Source organism: Chryseobacterium sp. NRRL B-14798, assembly GCF_050470705.1.
Lineage (GTDB): Bacteria > Bacteroidota > Bacteroidia > Flavobacteriales > Weeksellaceae > Chryseobacterium > Chryseobacterium cupriresistens.
The window spans coordinates 3,450,465-3,469,999 of the sequence record NZ_JBFLUL010000005.1 but is presented as its reverse complement, the minus strand read 5'-3'; the positions used below and the strand labels follow the sequence as shown (position 1 = coordinate 3,469,999).

Below are 19,535 nucleotides of genomic sequence, written 5' to 3'. Positions count from 1 at the left end.
TTATTTAATTTTATTGTATAATATTTAATTAATTTAGATTTTTTATGATATTATTTTCATTTTTTAAAATTTGAATCATTACATTTGAAAAAAAAATACATGAAAAAAAATTACCAGAAAATTATCTTTTTGGGAACCTTGGTCTTTGTGTCTGCCAACCTAGATGCACAAACGAAAGATTCTATAAAAGTAAAGGCAGTAGATGAAGTTAAAATTACTGTAGGATCCAGAAATAAAAGCCGAGTTGCAACTGATACTCCTGTTCCTGTGGATGTTATCAATATTGGATCACAATCTGTGCTAAGTCCGCAAACCGATCTTAATCAGATCTTAAACTATGCTGCGCCGTCTTTTACTTCCAATTCAACAACTGTAGCAGATGGTACGGATCATGTTGATCCAGCTCAATTGAGAGGACTCGGGCCGGATCAGGTACTTGTTTTACTTAATGGAAAAAGAAGGCATACTTCATCACTGGTTAATATTAACGGTTCTCCGGGTAGAGGATCTGTAGGGACTGATCTGAATGCTATTCCTGCTTTTGCTATTGAAAGGCTGGAAGTATTGAGGGATGGGGCTTCAGCGCAGTATGGCTCTGATGCAACTGCCGGGGTTATTAATGTGATCATGAAAAAAAATACGAATGCATTTACCGCAGCAATTATGGGAGGTGGATTTAATTCGAAAGGAGCTAATGATCATACCGGAGGATGGGATGGAGAGAAATATCAGCTTGATCTTAATTACGGAACAAAAATTGGTAATAATGGGTTCGTCAATTTTACGGCAAGCTTTCTGAACAGAAATGATACCGGAAGAGCCAAGTCGGCGGCAGGTGATATTTTTAATGCATATAATGCTATTGAGCAAAGAGCGTTAGAAAAAGGAGTGAATATTTCCGCTCTTTTTGGAAATATCAATAACACTTCCAATACGCAGCAAATTATAGATTATATACATCAGTATGCTCCGCATGTCAATTATTTTACTGCAGCACAGCAGGCTGATATTCAGTCGGCAAATACAATTACAGCCCTGCAGAATCTACTGAAGGGTGATGTAACTGAAAATGAACTTGCCTACAGAGGGTTAACAAGAGACGACTTTAATATGAGGGTGGGGCAGTCCAGATTAGGATCCGGTCAGTTTTTTATGAACTCCGAATTTGATCTGTCCTCAACAATCCGGGGATATGCTTTTGGAGGAATCTCCTACAGAGCGGGAAATGCAGCTGGGTTTTACAGAAGGCCCAATCAAAACAGAACTTCAACGTCAATATATCCTAATGGTTTTTTACCGGAAATTGCTTCTGATGTTATAGATCTCTCTTTTGCAGCAGGGTTTAAAGGAAAATTAGGAAATATTAATTATGATCTCAGTAACACTTTCGGAAGCAATACTTTTGACTATACAATAAAAAATACAGCCAATGCATCCATGCTGTATCCTGGTAAAAGAGAGTTTAATGCTGGTGGCTTGGGATTCTCTCAAAATACCATCAATGCAGATTTCGATACAAAGTTAGACTGGTTAAAAGGATTTAATATTGCCTTTGGAGGAGAAATGAGGTTTGAAAAATACAAAATAGAAAATGGCGAAGAAGCTTCATGGGCTCTTTATGATATTAACGGAAATATACAGACTCCAGGAATAGACCCTCGCTTGAAACCTACAGATTTTTTTGGAGTTTATACTCCTCCAAATCCTAATCTTCCAATTGGTCCAAATAATCCAGGGTCGATTACTAGTGTCAGGCCCGGAGGATCACAGGTATTCCCTGGTTTTCGTCCGGAAAATGCTTTAAATAAAGGAAGACATTCCGTAGCTGCTTATGTGGATACGGAGCTGGATGTTACGGATAAATGGTTGGTGAGTGCTGCTTTGAGATATGAAAACTATTCAGACTTTGGTTCTACATTCAACTATAAGCTGGCAACAAGATATAAGCTGACGGATCATATCAATCTCCGGGCGGCACATTCCACGGGATTCAGAGCTCCATCTTTACAGCAGATTTATTTTAATGCTACAGCGACACAGTTTGTGGGCGGAACAGCATATGAAGTAGGCACGTTTTCTAATGATTCCGATGTAGCACATATTCTTGGAATTCCACAATTGAAACAGGAAGAGTCGGTGAGTTATTCTGCCGGTTTTACGGCTAAGATTCCACAGGCGAATCTTACATTCACAGTAGACGGTTATTACATTAAGATTAAAAACAGGGTGGTCTTAACAGATCAGTTTTCAAGACCGACGGGAACCTATCCGGCGGGAAGTGATCTTGCTAAATTACAGACTGCCTTTGATAAGGCCAATGCAAATGCTGCCACTTTCTTCGCAAATGCGATTGATACTCAGACTAAGGGTATTGAAGGGGTGATTTCACATAAAGCAAGGTTTTCTCAGTCGGTAGCTTTGAATTCTGATTTTGCAGTTACGGTGTCAAAGACGAACAGGATAGGCGATATACATGGTTCTGATATTTTAATCAATGCAGGGCAGATCAACAGGTATTATTCGGAATCCAGCCGTGTTTACCTTGAAGAAGCTATTCCAAGGTTTAAAGCTTCCCTGAATAATGCTCTGGAGATTAATAAATTCAGTGTGCTGCTAAGAAATGTTTATTTCGGGAAAGTTACCGACCCTAATACGATGGATGCTAACGGGGACGGAATCGTAAGCGGAGAAATCATTAACGGCCAGGCTGTCGCTACTGAACATCCGGTTTGGGGAGGAAAAATAATTACCGACCTGTCTGTTGGATATAATTTTAATAAAAACTTTAAACTGACAATCGGGGCGAATAATTTGTTTGATATTTATCCTGATAAAAACTACGGCCCGGCAACGGTAAAAACTCCTTCTCTGGATGCTTCCGGTAACCTTGTGTATGTTAATACGTCTACTATCGATCTGTCTAATCAGAATCAGTTTGTATACTCGAGAAATGTTTCTCAGTTCGGGATGAACGGCAGATTTCTTTTTGCCAGAGTAAATCTTACTTTTTAATTACAAATTTCAGGAATATAAAAAGGTGTACGAAAGTATACCTTTTTTATTATGGTTGGCATGTTTTTTTTACTTTTGTACAATTCTAAAAAAAATCTGAAAAATGGAATCCTATACGGAAAGAATACTGATTACAGGTGCCTTGGGACAAATTGGTACCGAATTGACGAACAGACTTGTTGAAATCCACGGAGCGGAAAACGTTGTTGCTTCAGGATTGGACAGATGGCAGGAAGGAATTACCTCTGCAGGACACTATGAAAGAATGGATGTTACCAATACCCAGTTGGTAAGGCAGGTGATCAAAGATTATGATATTACTACAGTGTACCACCTTGCTTCGCTTTTATCCGGGACTTCGGAAAAGCAGCCAATTTTTGCGTGGAAGCTGAATCTTGAACCGCTGCTTCATTTTTGTGAAATGGCAAAAGAAGGACTTCTTAAAAAGATCTTCTGGCCAAGTTCAATCGCTGTATTTGGAAAAGGAATTCCAAAGCATGACGTAGGACAGGATGTGGTGCTGAACCCAACAACTGTTTACGGAATCTCCAAAATGGCAGGGGAGAAGTGGTGTGAGTACTATTTCGATAAATATGGTGTGGATGTAAGAAGTATCAGATATCCAGGATTGATCTCATGGAAGACTCCGGCGGGAGGTGGAACAACCGACTATGCTGTTGAGATTTTCTACAAAGCAATTGAAGACGGAAAGTATACAAGTTTCATTTCGGAGAATACAGGAATGCCGATGTTGTATATGGATGATGCTATCAATGCAACCCTGAAACTTATGGAGGCTCCTAAAGAAAGTTTAACGGTTCGTTCTTCTTATAATTTGGGCGGAATGTCATTTACTCCAAAAGAACTGGCGGAAGAAATCACAAAAGAAATTCCGGATTTTACGATCGATTATAACCCGGATTTCAGACAGGCAATTGCTGATTCATGGCCGGCATCCATTGACGATTCCGTAGCTAAAAAAGACTGGGGTCTGACGTATGATTTCGGAATTTCTGAGATGACAAAAGATATGATTAAGAATCTGAAGGTAAAATTAGCCAAGGATTAATAATGTAAAGTAATACTTTAATTAAAAATATATTTAACATCTGATTTTTAATATTTTGTAGAATTTACATAAAATTTAATTTAAATGGTATTATTGACTTTTAACATCACTTGTATTGAAGCTGGAGTAAAAAACGGCTCTCAAATTTCTGATGAAGAACGATTAAAAATCACTGAAGATAATACCAGAGCGATTCTGAGAATTTTAGATATTCATGATGTTAAATCAAGTTTTTTTGTAGAGGTTTCTCTTACTGAAAAACTTCATCATTTAATAAAAGCAATTTCATCCAAAGGGCATGAAATTGCTTTTTATAACAAAGGTTCAAATCCTGAAGAAATTGAAAATGCCAAGAAGGATATTCAGGATCTTCTGGAAAAACAAATCAGAGGAATCCGTCAGAAAGACATAAAGGTTTCTCACGAAATGTTAAAGATGATGGAATTCAATTATGTCTCCAATATTGATAATGCCAATATTCTTTTTCCTTTCAAAAGGCTTAAAAGAGATACTGAAATTATAGAGGAGGATGGGCTGAGTATTGTCCCGGAAAGTATTTCTCCGTACAGTCAGCTTCCCTATAATGATTTTGTATTTCAGATTCTGCCGATGAAGTACTATCAGAATATGGTACTGGAAACTTTGCAGAATGAAGAATTTGTGCTGATCTACCTGAACACATGGCAGTTTACGGATTTCAAGAAATACCGTTTTGATATTCCATTTTACCGAAGCTTATTTTCGGGCAAAAAAATGGAGGACAAATTAGATGCCCTCCTTACTTTTCTTAACGACAGGGAAATGGCTACTTCCCGTATGAAAGATTATATTTTTTAGGTTGCAGGTTATAGGTTGCAGATATTAGGTGTTAGGTAGCAGCTATTAGATTAAAGGGATTAGGGAGAACTATTCACATGTTCAACAATACTCAATTTCTAAACCTCTAACATTAAACTTTAAACATTAAACTTTGAACTTTGAACTTCACTAGCTCAACTCAAAAAGCGTAATCTCTGGCAATACACCTACTCTTCCCGGATAGCCCAATACTCCGAATCCTCTGTTGACATACAGCAGTTTCCCTTCACTTTCGTATAAATCGGCCCATTTTGGATATTTGTATTGTACCGGTGACCATTTTACATTCTTAAGATCCAGCCCAAACTGCATCCCGTGCGTGTGTCCCGAAAGTGTCAGGTGAATGTTTGCGGGGTGCTTTTTTACCACATAATCAAAGTGGGTAGGATCGTGGCTCATTAAAATCTTAGTGGCAGATTCCGGTACGCCTTGTAAAGCATTATCAATCTTTCCGAATTGTGGGAATGGCTTCAAACCCCAGTTCTCAACACCTAGGATATACAATTTTTCACCGTTTTTTTCAATCACTCTGTGTTCATTTCTCAGCATATCAAATCCGGCTTGCTTTTCATAACCTATCAATGTGTCAAGGTTTTCTTTTTTAGCTGCAGGTGATTCCCAGCTTACATAATCTCCGTAATCGTGGTTTCCTAATACCGCAAACTTGCCGTCCTTAGCCTGGATTTTTGAAAATAAGGGAATAAAAGGTTTAAATTCATCAGCAACGTTATTCACCATATCTCCGGTAAATAATACCAGATCCGGCTTCTGTTCATTAATCAGCTCAATGGCATGCTCTAATTTGCCGGGATCAGAGAAACTGCCGCTGTGAACATCAGAAATCTGGATGATTTTGTATCCTTTAAAACTTTTCGGAAGGTTGGCGAAATTTACTCTTACCCTTCTTACCTTATGCCTGTACTTTCCAAATGTAATCCCGTCTATGAAAAGAGCGGAAAGAACGCCGCTCATTCCCAATCCAACCAGGCTCAGGAACTTTCTTCTTTCCGGGAAGAAATTTTCCGATGGCTTGGCGAAACCGATCAGGTAACCGCCCGTTCGGACAATATCATCAATCAATAAAAATAAAACGATAAAGATCTTTGGAAGGATGAAGATTAAAAATAACGAAATCATGATCTGAGCTCTTACCATACTTCTGTCTGATCTTTGGTAGTGGGTAACTTCATACGCGAAAATTCCATACACGGCTAAAGATATGACCCAGTATCCGATTCTGATCCAGAAATTATCGGTAAGTGTTCTGACGGCCTGATAAATATACACTTCCAGAAAAAGGAAGATTGCGGCGATGATTAAAAAATTCTTTTGCATGTTCTGATCAAAAAAAAGCACAAAGAATAAACTTCCCTGTGCTTTTATATTTTTAATGGTTTAAATATTACTTTTTAGGAAATCTATAAACGATAGCATTGATGTTCATTCCGGCACCTACCGAAGTCATTACAATGTTACCATTATCTTTAAACGATTGACCCTCCATTTTTCCTTTAATTATTAAATCGTACATGGTAGGAATTGTTGCTACAGAAGTGTTTCCGAAATCCTGAATAGTCATAGGAGAGATGGCATGATCGTATTCTTTCACGTCATAAAGCTTATGAAGTCTTTCAATCATTGCATAATCCATTTTAGCATTAGCCTGGTGGATTAAGATTTTGTCTATATCTTCAATAGAAAGACCGGCATCAGTAATGGTATCCTTGATGGCAACCGGTACATTTTTTAGAGCGTATTCGTAGATTTTTCTTCCTAACATTCTTACATACAGACGTTTCTGATCTACTTCTTTATTGATGGAAGGAGCGTTTTCAAGATAGTTTAATTCCGGGCCGTTATCACAAATTGTGTTGTGGGCAATAATTCCAACATTCTCTTCATCCGTAGCTTTTACCACTACAGCTCCGGCACCGTCTGCAAAGATCATTCTGTTTCTGTCATGCGGATCTGTTACTCTGCTTAAAGTTTCTCCTCCGATAACAAGAATGGTTTTGGCTACCTTAGCTTTAATAAGATTATCCGCTAAAATCATTGCTTCTACCCATCCCGGGCATCCGAAAAGCATATCGTAGGTTACGCACTTTCTGTTTTTGATTCCCAGTTTATTCTTTACTCTCGCTGCCATTGTAGGCATAAAATCAGCATATCCGTGTTCAGTAACTTCCCCGAAATTGCTTGCATAAATAATATAATCCAGGTCTTCGCCATTTACTTTTGCGTCCTCAAGGGCAATTTTTGCAGCTTCATAACCGATTTGTGAGTTGGAAAGATCATCCTCAATGAATCTCCTGTTTTCGATTTCTGTAATCTCTACAAATTTCGCAATGGTCTCTTCCACAGGCTTTTCAATCTTTACCCCGTCTTCAGTATAAAACTCGGAATTCATGAAGTAATCTCTACCAATAACTCTGTTCGGAATATAACATCCAGAGCCAATAATGATCGTATTCGGCATTCGTTTATATGATTTTTTTAAAGATGCAAAGTTAATAATTAATATTAATAACGGAGAATTAAAAATATTATTAAATTTGCAAAAATTGTACTTTACAATCTATGAAAAACAACTCGTCCTTAAAAGGCTTACTTATTGCAGCTGTGGCATTTATCGTTGCCTTTGGGATCTACTTCCTTTTTTTAGCCAAGAAGAATTATTATGTTGTAGATAATCCTACCCCGAATACGTATTATTTTAAGATCAATAACGGATCTGAAGGAATTATTTCTGCGGGGCAGTATGTGCATGTGGATTTGAATAAAGGGAAAAACTCTATTCAGGTTTTTGATCAGAACAAGAAAATGCTTTATGATTCGGCATTTGAAGTGAATAAGCTTCGTGGTCTGATTAATATTACCCATCAGGATTACTACGTAAATGATCAGTATTACGGATATAATCTTAAAAAAGATTCGTTGCTGACAGCACTTGATAAAACGGTTATCGACGGAAAGGATTATTACGGAGGAGCAAGACGCTTCAATAAGCTTTACACAGAAGATTTTTATTACAATGTAGATGAAGACTATGACAAAGTGATCAAAAATATCCAGAAAGTGGAATCACGATCCAAAATCTTCAGAAAGCAGGATTACCTAAATTATTACAAAGAATATTACAAGTTTTAAGTTTTGACAAAAGATATCACCAAAGTTACTCCCTACAATTCAGAGGCTACCAAAAAAAGCCAGGTAGAGGATATGTTCGACAACATTGCACCGAAGTATGACCTTCTGAACCATGTTTTATCCATGAAAATTGACGTTCTATGGAGAAATAAACTGGTAAAATGGATGAAAAATGATAATCCGCAGGAAGTGCTGGATGTAGCTACAGGAACAGGAGATCTGGCAATTACTATTGAAAAAGGAACCGGTTCTAAAGTAGTTGGATTAGATTTATCACAACAAATGCTGAATGTTGGCGTTATTAAAATAAAAAAACTTAAATTAGACGGCAAAATTTCCATGCAAAAAGGAGATGCAGAAAATTTACCCTTCGAGGACAATAGATTTGATGCTGTTTCCGTTGCATTTGGAGTAAGGAATTTTGAAAACCTTACCAAAGGTTTGGCAGAGTTAAGAAGAGTAGTTAAAGATAACAAAAGTGTTTATATACTGGAGTTTTCAAAGGTTGAGGGTTTCATGGGACCATTTTATATGTTTTATTTCAAAAATATATTACCTGCCATCGGCAGATTGGTTTCTAAGGATAATAGGGCGTATACATACCTTCCGGATTCTGTAAATGCTTTTCCTTTCGGGGAGAAGATGAAGCAAATTCTTTTAGATACGGGATTTAAGAAAGTTGAATATAAAAAATTAAGTTTAGGTATAGCCACAATTTATAAAGCAACAAAGTAACCTATGAATAAATTTCTATTAAAAGCACTGGTTTTAACCTCAGTAAATGTTGCCGTTTTTGCAAACGCGCAATTCAGAACCCGAAACAGAATGGACAAGTTGGAAGATTTCGACGAACAGAAATTCAGTTGGGGGTTTTATTTGAACGGGAACAGACTGGATTACCGCATTGTTTTACATCCGAAATACGGGATGAATGATAATGAAAACCTTGTTACCTCTAAGGAAAGCTATAGTTTCGGTGCCGGGCTTATTGCAAAATGGAGACTGAATGACTATCTTGACGTAAGAATAGAACCAGGTTTACAGTTTGCACAAAGACAGTTGACTTTTAATACACAATCCAATGACATATATGCAGGGGGATCTTTAACGAATGATCCTTTTATGCCATTCCCTTTACAGGAAAAGGATAAAGTAAGAGAAATTAAATCTACGTTGATCGATATTCCGGTACTTTTGGAGCTTCACGGCCAGAGATGGTACAACTCAAGACCTTATGTTGCAGCAGGGGTGAATTACGTCGTAAACCTTCAGTCTAATGCAACTTCTACAGACGACAACATGCAGGGAATCTTCAGATCTACTACGCACAACTTTGCATGGTCTGCAGAAATGGGAATCCAGTTTTATTTCAACAAATTTAAACTGACTCCTGCCGTAAGAGGAACATTCTTCATGAACAATGAAAAAGTGGCGGATAACGCTACTACACCTCCTTACTGGTCATCTGCAATCTCTACATTGCAGACAAGAGCAGTAATGTTCGTTCTGAAATTTGAATAAAAATATTTTCACTGAAAAATACACAGGAGGTGCGCTGGCACCTCCTTTTTTATTGTTATATCAAAATATAGAGTGTTTTATTTTTGTTAGTGTTATTATTTTTTTATTTTTGCTTTTAGTTAGAATATACAAACCTGAAATGCTTCAAGATTTAGAAAACAATTTTTCAGAATTAGAGAGAAAGATTTCGACTCTGCAAAAGAACTATAAAAATCTTACGGAAAATTTAAAAGAATTAAGTATTGAGCATGAAGAGTTGAAGAAGAAATATGATGAGGAAAGAAGAAAGAATCAGGTATTAGCAGAAGAACAAAAAAATATAAAACTTTATTCAGCAATATCAGGAAATCCTGAACACAATAGGTTAATGAAAAACCATATCAACAGATTGGTAAAAGAAATTGATTTCTGTATTGCTCAGCTTCAAAACAGTGGATTATAATGGAGATAAGGAGAATAACCGTCAACATTGCAGGAAGAGTGTATCCGCTGAACGTACCGGCAGCAGAGGAAGAAACTTTGCGTAAAGTAGGGAAGCAGATCGAGAATATGATTAAAGATTTTGAACAAAACTTCGATGTAAGAGATAAACAGGATGCTTTGGCTATGTGTGCCCTTAAACTGGGAACCAATGCGGAAGTAGTATCTCTGAACTACGAAAAAAATATTAATTCTACCAACGAAAGGTTAAAGCAGATTAATCAGTCGTTGAATGAAATCGGGAAATAGATTTTTTTTCCTGAAAATTACTGCCTACAATAATTCTAACACATTAAAGGTAAACTCAACGCTAAACAATTACCGAACAAATGTCCATTGAATGGCGTGCCGGGCTTCCGGATTACAGACAGTGGAAATCAGTTCAAATCGTGTTGATTAGGAGTTTACTCTCAATCTCTGGATTATTGTGGGCTTTTTTTATTGAACAAGGATATGAATACAATTAAAACTCAATATAAATTATGATAGAAGTTATAGTCGGTGTTGTTTGTTTGGTAATCGGAGCTGTCGTGGGAATGTTTTTTTCCAGAAGTTCTCTGAATACTAAAGCAAAATTCATCATAGATGATGCCAAGAAAAATGCCGAAAACCTTATAGAAAAAGCTAATGTACAGGCTGAATCCATAAAGAAAGAAAAGAATCTTCAGGCTAAAGAAAAATTCCTGGAACTGAAATCACAGCATGACGCTGATATTCAGTCCCGCGAAAAGAAAATGCAGGAAGTTGAGAAAAGAATCAAAGACAAGGAACACAAGCTGAATGACGAGCTTAGCAAGACTGGGAAGCTTGAAAAAGATCTCGACAGACAGATTGCAGATTATGCCAAGAAGAACGAAATTCTGGATAGAAAACAGCAGGAATTAGATACGGCTACTGCCAAGAAAGTAGAAATACTTGAAAAAATCTCTAATTACACCGCTGAGGAAGCTAAAGCAGAATTGGTAGAAACCATGAGAGCAGAGGCCAAAACAAGAGCACAGGCACATGTTCAGAGCATCATGGAAGAAGCTCAGATGAATGCTAAAAACGAAGCGAGAAAGATCGTTATCCAGACAATCCAGAGAATCGGAACGGAGCAGGCAATCGAAAATTCAGTATCCGTTTTCAACATCGAGTCTGATGAAGTAAAAGGTAGAATTATCGGTAGAGAAGGTAGAAATATCCGTGCTTTGGAAGCGGTAACCGGAGTAGAAATTATCGTTGATGATACTCCTGAAGCTATTCTTCTTTCATGCTTTGATCCGGTAAGAAGAGAAATTGCAAGACTATCCCTACACAGATTGGTAACCGATGGTAGAATTCACCCGGCAAGAATCGAAGAAGTGGTAGAAAAAACAAGAAAGCAGATTGAGGAGGAAATCATTGAAGTAGGGAAGAGAACCATCATTGATTTAGGAATCCACGGATTACACCCTGAACTGATCAAAATCGTAGGTAGAATGAAATACCGTTCTTCTTACGGACAAAACTTACTACAGCACTCAAGAGAAGTAGCCAACATTGCTGCAACGATGGCTGCTGAATTAGGATTAAACGTAAAATTAGCAAAAAGAGCAGGTCTTTTACACGATATCGGTAAAGTTCCTGAGCAGGAATCAGAATTACCACACGCGCTTTTAGGAATGCAGTGGGCTGAGAAATATGGTGAAAACCCTGAAGTTGTAAACGCAATCGGAGCTCACCACGACGAAATTGAAATGAAGTCATTATTATCTCCGATCATTCAGGTTGCCGATGCGATCTCAGGAGCAAGACCGGGAGCAAGAAGACAGGTATTGGAGTCTTACATCCAGAGATTAAAAGATCTTGAATCTGCAGCATTAAGCTTCGATGGAGTATCCAGTGCTTATGCAATTCAGGCAGGTAGAGAACTGAGAGTAATGGTAGAGAGTGGAAAAGTAAATGACGAAGTAGCTTCTCAGCTTTCTTACGACATCTCTGAGAAAATCCAGAATGAACTGACTTATCCGGGACAGGTAAAAGTAACAGTAATCAGAGAAACGAGAGCTGTCAATATTGCCAGATAATAATCAGAAAAAGATATTTGATAAAAACCTTTCAAGAAATTGAAAGGTTTTTTATTTTTATCAAAACTTAAAAATGCAAGAACTGTCCCTGTCTTCAAAACTGAAGTACATTTTCTCTATTCCCGTTATTATCTCCGCCCTTGGCTATTTTGTAGATATCTATGACCTTCTTTTATTCGGTATCGTTAGAATACCCAGTTTAAAAGCTTTGGGGCTTAATCCGGATGCAGACGGAACCTTCATACTGAACTGCCAGATGGTAGGACTTCTCATAGGAGGGGTGTTCTGGGGAATCTTTGGAGACAAAAAGGGAAGGCTTTCCGTACTTTTTGGATCCATCTTAGTGTATTCTTTAGCCAATATTGCCTGTGGTTTTCTGCCTTATTTTCCGAAAGAGCATTTGATATACCAATATGCCGGCTTAAGGTTTATTGCAGGTATAGGACTTGCCGGAGAGCTTGGAGCCGGAATTACACTGGTTTCTGAAAGTCTGCCGAAGAATTTAAGAGCCATCGGGACTTCGGTTGTTGCCGGTTTTGGATTAATGGGCGCCGTTGTAGCTCAGCTAACTGTAGAGCTGGCCGGAGGATGGAATATTTCTTACATTATCGGTGGGATCATGGGAATTATGTTATTGATACTGAGAATAAGCGTATCGGAATCCGGAATTTATAAGAATCTTGAGCATAAAAATATCTCCAAAGGAAACTTTCTCTCCTTTTTTACCAATAAAGACAGACTGATAAGATATTTAAAATGTATTGCAGTGGGATTACCTACGTGGTATTGCATAGGGATTCTGGCTGTTTTAGCCAATCAGTTTGCCCCTGAATTAGGCATAAAGGATATCAACCCCGGAAAAGCCATTATGTGGGCTTATGTAGGTATTTCTGTCGGTGACCTGTTGAGTGGTTTTATTTCCCATGCTTTAAAATCCCGTAAAATGGCCATCTTTTATATGCTGATTTTTACGTTGATCGGGGTGGCAATTATGTTATTCGGAAATACCAACACGGAAACCAGATATTACCTGTTTTGTGTATGGCTGGGATTTGGAACAGGATACTGGGCTATGTTTGTAACGTTGGCAGCAGAACAGTTCGGGACGAATATCAGAAATACGGCAACAACTACCGTTCCCAACATGGTAAGAGGTCTGGTGCCGGTAATGATATTTGCTTTTGATTCTCTTAAAGGACATTTCCCGGTTGTGGAAAGTGCTGCCATAGTAGGGGTGGTGGTATTCGGGCTGGCATTTTATTCTTCACTTACCATTTCAGAAACCCACGACAGAGATCTTGAATTTACGGAATAATTTAACTTGTTTAATAAATAACATAGTGCTATTCCTTATTTTGAACGTAATAATAGGGTTATTATCAATAAATTATTCAATTTTACATTAATTTTTGTTGCGAGTATTTAATATTTGTTTAACTTTGAAAGGTAACTAAAACTATATTTTTAATCAAACTAAATCTCATGAACATTATGAAAAACGCTAAAAAATTAAGAAAACAGGATCTGAAAAATATTACCGGAGGAATAAGCGGAAACCCTGATTTATCACTTTGCGGATGCAGCTGCTCAGGAGCAGTAACCGGACCTTGGTATTGTGTACAATATATTGGCTGTCCACAGGTTTATACTTGTGGGGAGATCTAAGAAATTATTTCAATTAGAAATAAACATTTCCACATTTAATATGCAGAACCCTTTTGATTTCAAAAGGGTTCTGCTCTTTTTAATGGATAATGTAAAGAAGGCTGCCGATGCTTATCGTTACCCATAGTATAATTGCCATTACCAAAGGTTTTAATCCGATTGATTTCAGCGTTTGAATAGAAAGGGTAGAACCAATCAAAAATAAGGTCAGATTCAGACCGGATTTTGCCAGAACAGTAATCGAAGTACTGAATCGGTCAAGAAAGGGGAAATAAGTATTCAAAAGGATTGCTGCAATGAAATATCCGATAAACCAGGGAATCTTTATTTTGGAATCTTTACTTTTAAAAATAAACATGGTTATCAGTGAGACAGGAATAATCCATAAAGCACGGGCCAGCTTCACTGTGGTGGCTATTTTCAAAGCTTCATCTCCATATTTACTGGCAGCACCCACTACAGAACTTGTGTCATGAATTCCCACTGCACACCAAAGCCCAAACTGCTCCTGTGAAAGATTCAGCAGGTGTCCTATTGCAGGGTATACAAACAAGGCAACCGAATTTAAGGTAAAAACAATAGCCAGCGCAAGAGAAATTTGTTTTGTATTAGGTTTAATGATGGGAGAAACAGCAGCAATAGCACTCCCGCCACAAATAGCAGTTCCTGCGGAGAGAAGATAAGATAAAGGTCTTTCCAGTTTAAATAATTTTCCCAGAAAATATCCTAAAACCATAACGGTGACAATACTTACAACAGTCAGCATCAAGCCTGTTTTTCCGGCATGAAGCGCTTCATCAAGCTTCAGCCCGAATCCAAGACCTACTATTGAAATCTGCAGCAGTAAATGAATATATTGATGAAGGTGTTTTTCAAAAGGATTTCCGATAAAAACAGCCAGGGCAAATCCCAAAGCAAGAGCAATTGGAGAAGATATAAAAGGTGTAAGGCATAATACAGCCAAAACAATAAAAAATACTTTCCTTGTTATTTCATTTTGAATGAAATCTTTCATAATGCGAACTTTTAAAATGAGCATCAAAAGTCCGAAATAAAGTATTACAAAGTAAATCGTATTTTGTTATATCGGATAACTAAAAGTTATATCTTTGCTTATTGCTTATTGCTTATTGCTTATTGCTTATTGCTTATTGCTTATTGCTTATTGCCTGTTATTCTGCAAACCTCAAAAAAAGTTTGATCAGTTCAGATTGTTCTCCTTTGGGAAGGATAAAATGAAAATCTCTTTCGATACTGAAATTTTTAATATCAATCACTGTAAGGATGTTGTTTTTAAGTTCGTTAAGAATAGTGCTGATAGAAAGAAATGCCAAACATTCGGAGTGAAGAAGGTAATTTTTAATACTTTCACTGCTTCCCAACTGTATGACAGTATTCAATTCATGGATATTAATTTCCTTTTCTTTAAGCCTGTTTTGGATGAATTCCAGCGTACCGGAACCCTGTTCCCTGAAGATAAGATCCAGCTGATAAAGATCTTTTAAGCTTAATGTTTTATGGGCAAGAGGATGATCTGATTTTGCTGCGAGAACAATTTCATCAGGTTTAAAAGTTTTATATTCAAAATAAGAAGACTGTGATTCCCCTTCAATGATACCCAGGTCAATTTTTTCTTCTTTTAAAAGTGTTGAGATGGTTTCCGTATTTCCGGTAAGAAGCTCAATCTTAATATCTTTATAATAAGAATTGAATTTGGCCAAAATCTCTGGTAAAATATACTGTGCAACGGTTGTACTCGCCCCGATAATCAGCTTTCCTTTATGCTGCTGACTGATCTGGCTGATCTCAAATTCCATGTCACGATAGATGTTTCTGATCTTTTCTGCATGTTCAAACAGAATTTTTCCGCTTTGGGTCAGCTGGATAGAAGTTCCTTTACGGTCAAATAGCTTAGCACCTATCTGAGTTTCAATTTCTTTAATGTGTTTAGTGACAGCAGGTTGTGAGATGTGTAGCTCCTCTGAAGCCTTGGTGAAGCTTAATCGGGTAGCCACCGTATGGAAAACTTTTAATCTGTAATCGAACATGGGGTAAAATTACGAATTATAGTTGGAAATGGTGAAGAGAGTTTGAGAGTTTGAGAGTGGGAGGGTTTGAGGGTAATGAGATGCGTGTTGCGAGTTTCGGGGTTTTGAGTTTGAGGGATTTTGGGTTCGAGATATTATAAGTGAAGAAGAACAAAGAACCATTAAAAACCAGCATCCGGCAACAAAATAAACAAATAATTGTGACCCCGCACTTCGCACCCCGCATCCCGTAACTCGTAACCCGCATCCCGCATCTCGAAACCCCTTATAAAAAATCCGAAACAGACTTGTCCTGCTGACTTTCATATCTTCTGTTTTTTGCTTCTCCGATTTTCTGTCTGGAATAAATACTGTTATGTCCTGAAAGAAGATAAGAAACGACACACGCAATAGCTACATATACACCGCATTCTGCCCCGAATAATTCAATTCCCATCAGCATACAGGCTAAAGGCGTATTGGTGGCTCCTGCAAATACCGCTACAAACCCCATTCCTGCTAATAATCCGAAGGGTAAAGGAATGAATAGTGACAGAGCGCTGCCTAAGGTAGCACCAATGAAGAACAAAGGTGTCACTTCTCCACCTTTGAATCCGGCCGAAAGCGTAACAATGGAAAAAATCATTTTTAGAGCAAAATCATATAGTGGAAGCTGCTTTTCAAAAGATTCCACAATTACAGGAACTCCCAGTCCGATATAACGGGTTGTTCCCATCGCAAAAACGGCAAGTGCTATAATAATTCCTCCTACAACAGGACGAAGCGGAGGGTATTTGATATTTGATTTAAAGACAGAGCCCATCCAATGGATGATTTTACTGAATGCAGCCGCGCAGATTCCAAAAGTTATTCCTGCCAGAATGCTGTATAGAATTGGTAAAAATTCAAGTTTCGGAATAAAATCAATATGGTAATGGGTATGTTTTACATTCCATAGATTGGTAGCCCAGTCTGCCAGAATTGCAGAAGCAAATGCCGGAAAGATTGCATTGTAACGAATCCTTCCGATCAGAAAAACTTCAAGACCAAAAACGGCTCCTGCCAGTGGTGTTCCGAAAACGGAGCCAAATCCGGCAGCAATAGCAGCAATAATTAATATTTTTCTTTCATTTCTGTCAAGTTTAAAAGGCCTGGTGAGCTGATCCGCGATGGCACCCGCCATCTGAAGAGCTGTTCCTTCACGGCCGGCAGAACCTCCGAAGAAATGCGTTGCAATTGTTCCCAGATAGACAAAAGGAGCCATTTTAAAAGGAATAATTCCCTTGGGTTCATGGATGGTATCAATCAACAGATTATTTCCAGCCTCCACATCTTTTCCGAAATAATAATAAAGAAGCCCTATCAGAAATCCTGCAGCAGGAAGTAAAGCAATCAGCCAGAGATGACTTTCTCTGAAATGGGTGGCCCATTCCAATGACTGAAGAAATCCTGCAGATGCGGTTCCTACCAATACACCAATGATGATACTGATACATAGCCATTTCAAAATATAAGGAATTGCCGGAAATTTTCTGAAGAAAAGACGAGTATGAAAAACTGCTTTTTTACCTGGTGTTCTTTGAATTTTTGACATAGTAATCCTGATTAGTTATTTGTTAATAATCTTTTAATCAGGCGTCATCAGCTTTTATAAAGCGGTTGGGTAAGGAAGAACACCATTTCCTTTTGATGATGCAAATATATGAATTATGGTAAAAAGATAAAAGATAAAAGATCTTATTGTTAAAATTCAATAGGGGTGGGCTTTAGCCCAGCCAAATAAATTTTAAATCCCATTGGCTTTAGCCCAAACTTAAAAATAACCATAGCTTTAATATACCGGATAATGCATCGCCTTATTGATTTCAATTGGGTTATTATATTTTCTGATAACCTCCTGCATGCTTTTGGTTTGGGTATTCAGTTCATCAACATTATGAATTTCCTTTCCATTGATATTAATTCTAAGGTCATTATTGGATTTGCTGATATTATTTCTTTCAAAAGCAAAAGGATCATTATAAAATTCCATAAGCAGCTTATGTTTTTGCTTTTCGTTAATAGGAATTGCTTTATTACCAAAGCTGGATTCCAGGAAATCTGAAGTAGAGGAGACTTCCGGAAGTTCTCTGCTTTTAACGAGCGTATAAAGGAAATTTTTCTTAGCATCTGATAGCTCAAAGATTAAACCGGGTAATCCACGCAGTTTAAATGGTCCTTCATTAAATGGAATGTCTTTACAGAACCAGGCCGTCCAGCTTCTCCCTCCAAATTTTGTAGTTGCTTTTTGTAAAGTATAGTTTTCTACCTTTTTAATCTCATCAGCAATTGTCCAATTGATCTTATCCGTAGTTTTAAATGTATAATATCCATTTTTAATGTTGATGAAATTTTCATTATCAAAAGAATTGATCTTTCTTTTAACTACCTGTCCGGTCATATCAGTATAGCTGAAGTTCGTTCCGAATTTTTTATTCAGTGAGTCTCTGATAGCGAGATCTTTTCCATAGAATTTTACCTCCTTCGGGGTGATATCCAGGATCATATTCACTTTTTCATATCCAGCCTCGGTAGAATCCATTTTATACTGAAGCTCATAAATAAACCGGTGTGTCTGAGACTGCACCAAAGCTGTTACAAGCAATGCTGATAAAGTAAAAAAACTTTTCATATCATGTGATTGGTCGTTTGTTGTTACTGGTTTCCCAAAACCTTAAACCTTAAATCCTGCAATCTCGCATCCCGAAACCTGCTCTTACAAAAAAGGTTTCATTTCATCTTCAATCTGCGTTCTCAGCTCCATCAGGCGTTTGGCATACATTTCAAGCTGTTTTTCTTCCTCTGTTTCCGGTGTCCATTTTGGAACAGGGAGTTTTTTTCCATTTTCATCCACAGCTACAAATACGATAATACAATGTGTTTTCTTCTCAAAGTTGGGCTGTTTTAAATTTCTTGAAAAAACATTGATGGAAATATGCATGCTTGAAGTTCCGGTATAGATCACCTGAGCGTCTACTTTTACTACTTCACCGATTTTAATAGGATCATAAAAACGGATTCCGCCCACATAAACAGTGACAGAATAATTACCACTCCAGGTTGTCGCGCATGCATAACCGGCCTGGTCAATCCATTTCATAACACTTCCTCCATGTACATTTCCTCCGTAATTAACATCTGAAGGCTCCGAAATAAACTGAAAAGTAATAGGCTTGTTCTGCATCTTTATAAAATTTGAATAAAGTTATTTAATAATTTCCAAAGTTTTAGATTAAATCCTACTTTTGAAAGACGAAACTTTCAATGAAAGAGAATTTTAACCCATAACAGATTTAGAACCCGTAATGAAGAAAGTATTTTATCTCAATACATGCGATACATGCAGAAAAATTTTAGCCCAATTTGACCTTACAGACTGGGAACTCCGTGAAATTAAAAAAGAACCAATTACAAAAGAGGAATTGGCGGAAATGCATAAAAAAACAAAGTCATACGAAGCATTATTCAGTAAAAAATCTACTCAGATCAAACTGAGAGGTCTGGATGTAAAATCATTAACAGAAAAAGATTTTAAAGAATTGCTGCTGGACCATTATACTTTCCTGAAAAGACCTGTATTTGTTACCGATAAAGAGATTTTCGTGGGTAATGACAAAAAAAATGTTGAAGAACTGCAGAAGTTCTTTGGCGTAAATGAATAAATTTAAC

19 protein-coding genes and 1 riboswitch are annotated in these 19,535 nt (G+C 37.4%); of the genes, 12 read left to right on the top strand and 7 right to left on the bottom strand.

Going from position 1 to position 19,535, the window contains the following annotated elements:
• The first annotated feature begins 99 nt into the window (after nt 1-99).
• The 3 genes from AB1278_RS16015 to AB1278_RS16005 all read left to right on the top strand — a co-directional run bounded on the left by AB1278_RS16015 (nt 100) and on the right by AB1278_RS16005 (nt 4,918).
• Nucleotides 100-3,012 carry a TonB-dependent receptor plug domain-containing protein gene (locus AB1278_RS16015; RefSeq protein ID WP_429815624.1) on the top strand — a complete coding sequence of 971 codons (2,913 nt, stop codon included), beginning with the start codon at nt 100-102 and terminating at the stop codon, nt 3,010-3,012.
• A gap of 103 nt (nt 3,013-3,115) precedes the next feature.
• A complete protein-coding gene (locus AB1278_RS16010) occupies nt 3,116-4,081 on the top strand; it encodes an NAD-dependent epimerase/dehydratase family protein (RefSeq protein WP_110009408.1) in 966 nt (321 codons plus the stop codon).
• A gap of 84 nt (nt 4,082-4,165) precedes the next feature.
• A complete protein-coding gene (locus tag AB1278_RS16005) occupies nt 4,166-4,918 on the top strand; it encodes a polysaccharide deacetylase (protein ID WP_429815621.1) in 753 nt (250 codons plus the stop codon).
• A gap of 150 nt (nt 4,919-5,068) precedes the next feature.
• Here AB1278_RS16005 and AB1278_RS16000 read toward each other — a convergent pair whose 3' ends face one another.
• The gene (locus tag AB1278_RS16000) at nt 5,069-6,274 is read right to left on the bottom strand and encodes a metallophosphoesterase (protein ID WP_429815618.1); all 1,206 of its coding nucleotides are present in this window, start codon (nt 6,272-6,274) and stop codon (nt 5,069-5,071) included.
• A gap of 67 nt (nt 6,275-6,341) precedes the next feature.
• Entirely contained in the window at nt 6,342-7,415 is a 1,074-nt protein-coding gene (locus tag AB1278_RS15995) for a 3-oxoacyl-ACP synthase III family protein (protein WP_429815615.1), read from the bottom strand.
• A 101-nt stretch (nt 7,416-7,516) separates the two neighbouring features.
• Here AB1278_RS15995 and AB1278_RS15990 point away from each other — a divergent pair, with 101 nt between their 5' ends.
• The 8 genes from AB1278_RS15990 to AB1278_RS15955 all read left to right on the top strand — a co-directional run bounded on the left by AB1278_RS15990 (nt 7,517) and on the right by AB1278_RS15955 (nt 13,800).
• A complete protein-coding gene (locus AB1278_RS15990) occupies nt 7,517-8,086 on the top strand; it encodes a hypothetical protein (RefSeq protein WP_062670900.1) in 570 nt (189 codons plus the stop codon).
• A 3-nt stretch (nt 8,087-8,089) separates the two neighbouring features.
• Entirely contained in the window at nt 8,090-8,821 is a 732-nt protein-coding gene (gene ubiE, locus AB1278_RS15985) for a bifunctional demethylmenaquinone methyltransferase/2-methoxy-6-polyprenyl-1,4-benzoquinol methylase UbiE (RefSeq protein ID WP_002980528.1), read from the top strand.
• A gap of 3 nt (nt 8,822-8,824) precedes the next feature.
• Complete coding sequence (locus AB1278_RS15980) at nt 8,825-9,607, top strand: porin family protein (protein ID WP_202844028.1); 783 nt, start codon at nt 8,825-8,827, stop codon at nt 9,605-9,607.
• A complete protein-coding gene (locus AB1278_RS15975) occupies nt 9,600-10,049 on the top strand; it encodes a FlxA-like family protein (RefSeq protein ID WP_238349710.1) in 450 nt (149 codons plus the stop codon). Before AB1278_RS15980 ends, AB1278_RS15975 begins: the two co-directional genes overlap by 8 nt.
• The gene (locus AB1278_RS15970; RefSeq protein WP_110009403.1) at nt 10,049-10,336 is read left to right on the top strand and encodes a cell division protein ZapA; all 288 of its coding nucleotides are present in this window, start codon (nt 10,049-10,051) and stop codon (nt 10,334-10,336) included. The genes AB1278_RS15975 and AB1278_RS15970 overlap by 1 nt, the downstream gene beginning before the upstream one ends.
• Before the next feature lie 233 nt (nt 10,337-10,569).
• The gene (gene rny, locus AB1278_RS15965) at nt 10,570-12,135 is read left to right on the top strand and encodes a ribonuclease Y (protein ID WP_171006220.1); all 1,566 of its coding nucleotides are present in this window, start codon (nt 10,570-10,572) and stop codon (nt 12,133-12,135) included.
• Nucleotides 12,136-12,208: 73 nt separating this feature from the next.
• Nucleotides 12,209-13,450 (top strand): MFS transporter, encoded by a 1,242-nt coding sequence (locus AB1278_RS15960; RefSeq protein WP_202844027.1) that lies wholly within the window; start codon nt 12,209-12,211, stop codon nt 13,448-13,450.
• A gap of 167 nt (nt 13,451-13,617) precedes the next feature.
• Complete coding sequence (locus AB1278_RS15955; protein WP_110009396.1) at nt 13,618-13,800, top strand: hypothetical protein; 183 nt, start codon at nt 13,618-13,620, stop codon at nt 13,798-13,800.
• Nucleotides 13,801-13,879: 79 nt separating this feature from the next.
• Here the strand turns inward: AB1278_RS15955 and AB1278_RS15950 are convergent, their stop codons facing one another.
• The 5 genes from AB1278_RS15950 to AB1278_RS15930 all read right to left on the bottom strand — a co-directional run bounded on the left by AB1278_RS15950 (nt 13,880) and on the right by AB1278_RS15930 (nt 19,050).
• Nucleotides 13,880-14,815, bottom strand: a complete 936-nt coding sequence (locus AB1278_RS15950) for a YeiH family protein (RefSeq protein WP_429815608.1) — start codon at nt 14,813-14,815, stop codon at nt 13,880-13,882.
• A gap of 157 nt (nt 14,816-14,972) precedes the next feature.
• Nucleotides 14,973-15,848, bottom strand: coding sequence for a LysR family transcriptional regulator (locus tag AB1278_RS15945; RefSeq protein ID WP_202844018.1), 876 nt, complete (start codon nt 15,846-15,848; stop codon nt 14,973-14,975).
• Between the two features lie 265 nt (nt 15,849-16,113).
• Nucleotides 16,114-17,421, bottom strand: a complete 1,308-nt coding sequence (locus tag AB1278_RS15940) for a voltage-gated chloride channel family protein (RefSeq protein ID WP_429815604.1) — start codon at nt 17,419-17,421, stop codon at nt 16,114-16,116.
• A gap of 31 nt (nt 17,422-17,452) precedes the next feature.
• A riboswitch (Fluoride riboswitch) is annotated at nt 17,453-17,520 on the bottom strand.
• A gap of 138 nt (nt 17,521-17,658) precedes the next feature.
• On the bottom strand, nt 17,659-18,498 hold the full coding sequence (locus AB1278_RS15935; protein ID WP_202844015.1) for a GLPGLI family protein: 840 nt from the start codon (nt 18,496-18,498) through the stop codon (nt 17,659-17,661).
• A gap of 84 nt (nt 18,499-18,582) precedes the next feature.
• Complete coding sequence (locus AB1278_RS15930; RefSeq protein WP_429815601.1) at nt 18,583-19,050, bottom strand: acyl-CoA thioesterase; 468 nt, start codon at nt 19,048-19,050, stop codon at nt 18,583-18,585.
• A gap of 121 nt (nt 19,051-19,171) precedes the next feature.
• On the opposite strand from AB1278_RS15930, the gene AB1278_RS15925 reads away from it, so the two are divergent.
• On the top strand, nt 19,172-19,528 hold the full coding sequence (locus AB1278_RS15925) for an arsenate reductase family protein (RefSeq protein ID WP_110009391.1): 357 nt from the start codon (nt 19,172-19,174) through the stop codon (nt 19,526-19,528).
• Nucleotides 19,529-19,535: the final 7 nt, after the last annotated feature.